Source organism: Methanobacterium formicicum, assembly GCF_029848115.1.
GTDB classification, from domain to species: Archaea; Methanobacteriota; Methanobacteria; order Methanobacteriales; family Methanobacteriaceae; genus Methanobacterium; species Methanobacterium formicicum.
On record NZ_JARVXG010000050.1, the window covers coordinates 52,501 to 55,000 of the forward strand.

At 38.3% G+C, this 2,500-nt stretch carries 6 protein-coding genes (2 of these 6 running past the window's edge); all 6 read left to right on the forward strand.

Going from position 1 to position 2,500, the window contains the following annotated elements; genetic code table 11:
- Positions 1 to 59 carry the 3' end of a KEOPS complex subunit Pcc1 gene (locus QC759_RS07045; protein ID WP_048073675.1) on the forward strand. 214 nt of this gene lie to the left of the window's left edge, so 59 of the gene's 273 nt are visible here — the last part of the coding sequence; its start codon lies beyond the left edge, outside the window; the stop codon is at positions 57 to 59.
- Between the two features lie 107 nt (positions 60 to 166).
- Positions 167 to 523, forward strand: coding sequence for a prefoldin subunit beta (locus tag QC759_RS07050; protein WP_048073674.1), 357 nt, complete (start codon positions 167 to 169; stop codon positions 521 to 523).
- 99 nt (positions 524 to 622) lie between these two features.
- Positions 623 to 901 (forward strand): DUF3194 domain-containing protein, encoded by a 279-nt coding sequence (locus QC759_RS07055; RefSeq protein ID WP_048073673.1) that lies wholly within the window; start codon positions 623 to 625, stop codon positions 899 to 901.
- A gap of 215 nt (positions 902 to 1,116) precedes the next feature.
- The gene (locus QC759_RS07060; protein ID WP_052660027.1) at positions 1,117 to 1,494 is read left to right on the forward strand and encodes an iron chaperone; all 378 of its coding nucleotides are present in this window, start codon (positions 1,117 to 1,119) and stop codon (positions 1,492 to 1,494) included.
- Between the two features lie 266 nt (positions 1,495 to 1,760).
- On the forward strand, positions 1,761 to 2,135 hold the full coding sequence (locus QC759_RS07065; RefSeq protein ID WP_048073671.1) for an ArsR/SmtB family transcription factor: 375 nt from the start codon (positions 1,761 to 1,763) through the stop codon (positions 2,133 to 2,135).
- A 213-nt stretch (positions 2,136 to 2,348) separates the two neighbouring features.
- Positions 2,349 to 2,500: the 5' end (the start) of an endopeptidase La gene (lon, locus tag QC759_RS07070; protein WP_048073670.1), read on the forward strand. Its footprint extends 2,227 nt past the window's final position; only the first 152 of its 2,379 coding nucleotides appear in the window; it begins with the start codon at positions 2,349 to 2,351; the stop codon falls past the right edge of the window.

Here is a 2,500-nt window from a genome sequence, read left to right on the forward strand (position 1 = left end):
GCTGGCTGATACTTTCACAGCAGATTCTGGAATTAAAACATGATATGCACAATCATTGATTATGACCGATTCATTGAATACTGGATCCTGAATTAAAATCATTTAACTACGGATTTACTTGAATTAATGGATTATTTGAACTTGTAAGTAATTTGAGGTGAAAAATATGGAAATTCCCCAGAACATCCAACATCAACTAGCACAATTCCAGCAGATGCAGCAACAGGCCCAGGCCATAACCATGCAGAAACAGAGTGTGGACCTCCAGATAAGGGAAACTGAAAAGGCCCTGGAAGAACTGGAAAAAGTGGAAGATGATGCTGAAGTTTACAAAACCGCAGGAAACCTGCTCATCAAAATGGCCAAACCCGAGTTAACCGAAGAAATGACCGAAAAACTGGAAACCCTCAAGCTCCGGGAGAAAACCGTAGCCCGACAGGAAGAAAGGGTCATGAAACGGTTACAGGAAATGCAGGAAAACCTGCAGGAATCCATGCAGATGCAGCCAGGTATGGGTAACTAATACCCACCTAACCATTTTATACATTTTTATACCATTCAATCAGTGTCTAAAAACAGTAAAAACTAAAATTAAAACTAAAGGTAAACTGAGGTTACCAGTTTGAAAAAATTAACTGACCAGGAGATGGAGAACATCTCTGAAGCTGCGGCAGTAGCTGCCGAAGATTATATATTTTCCAAGATATCCAAAAAAGAAGTCCTTGATCTGGAATTAAGAGTAGAATTTCATGAAGCCAATGAAGAAAATGGACTGGACGTGGATGTTGAGGTAGAACTATTTTTAGACGAACTCTCCACAGCCGATGATTCCCTGGCTGACGAAGCAGCTCAGGCTGCCCTGGAAGAGATTGATAGACAGGTTGAAAAGCTGTCTGAATAATTTAAATCTTAAATTTTCTATTTTTAGTTATTATTTGGGATGGGTATTAATTTTAAGTGTAATATCCGTCTTTCATCTGGCCCGAAACAGAAAATGATGAAAATTATTTTTTTCTAAATTTTGTCATTTAAAAAAATATTAATGTACGGGATGCCTTAATTAATCACAAATAACTCCATTTTTACCATAAATATGGACGTATTGGGGGTAAGATTGTGAAAAAAACCACTCGCATTCGACAAAAATCTGGCCAAGGCCTGGGAAAGAAGGAAGGGGAAAATGCAGTTCTGGCGAAGATAGCGGCGATGCCTGGACCTTATCGTGCCCTGGGGGAGCGACTCCATACCATTATCAAAGCCAGTGCACCAGTCCTCGCACCGAAAACATGGTACGGGATGCCGGCATATGCCAAGGACGGGAAGGTCATCTGCTTCTTCCGTGGTGACAAAAACGAGAGGTACGTGACACTGGGCTTTTCCGAGGACGCTAACCTTGACGAAGATAATATGTGGCCGACTTCCTACGCGTTAAAGGAGTTAACGGCCACCGAAGAGGAAAGAATCGCGGAGCTCGTGAAGAAAGCTGTGAGTTAGGATGTTACATGGATTCATATTTGAGTTGAGTTTATTAGAGTAGTGTAATGGTTTTGGTTAATGCAGTAAACTTTTTAATTCAACTCTTATTTTTCTTTTAAAATTCTTATTTTTTTTTAAGAATAATTAGGATGATATTGTGGGATGATTATCCGATAAATTGTATTTACCTAAACTTTTGAATTATCTATGCTGGAAGTATATTATTTATTTGGGCATCAGTATGATAGAAAAGTATATAAGCATATACTTATATAACATGTGTTATGCTTAGGATTAATTCCAAGTCAACATTGGAGTCTACTGAAGAACTGGAGGAAGTGCTTAAAGCCCTGGCCAATGTCAATCGGTTGCTTCTGATTTATTATCTCGCCTCGGGTGAGGTGGATAAAATCAGCGTAACGGAAATGTCGCAGAACATGGGCATAACACAACCCGCAGCATCGCAGCATCTGAAAATCCTGAAAAACGCTAACATACTAGTTGCTCACAAAGAGGGAAACTACATTTACTACCGATTCAATCGACCCTCCATGGAAAAACACCAGAAAAGAATTGATTTTTTATTTACCTGTGCCTTTGCCAAGTGTAGTCAGCAGGAAAAATCTCGCTGTCCACATTCAAAAAAAAGGGAAGAATAACGGCCCACAAATTATTGGCCTGGATTTTTTAAAAAAAATCTTCCAAATCTAAATAAATCTTCCCCTCCAATTAAACATTCTAAACAAAACATTTGAGAAATACGGGAGATTTAAAATTCAAATTGAGTATTTACAGTCAGTTAAAAGTATTCAAGTCATCATTAAAGATCAAAAACAAATTAAAAACACACTTAAAGCCCTATGAGTGATAACATGACCGAAATAGACCAGAATCAAGAATTACCTGTGTTAGTTTTACCAGACATGGTTTTATTACACGAAACTAACATGAACCTTAAAATAAGTAGAAAACTTGGGAGAGAACTACACGACCGGGTTAAAGACCATGATTACTTTGGAATAGC

Coding starts and splice junctions, on each gene's coding strand:
- QC759_RS07050 (WP_048073674.1), top strand. CDS start 167: ATGGAAATTCCCCAGAACATCCAACATCAACTAGCACAATTCCAGCAG.
- QC759_RS07065 (WP_048073671.1), top strand. CDS start 1,761: ATGCTTAGGATTAATTCCAAGTCAACATTGGAGTCTACTGAAGAACTG.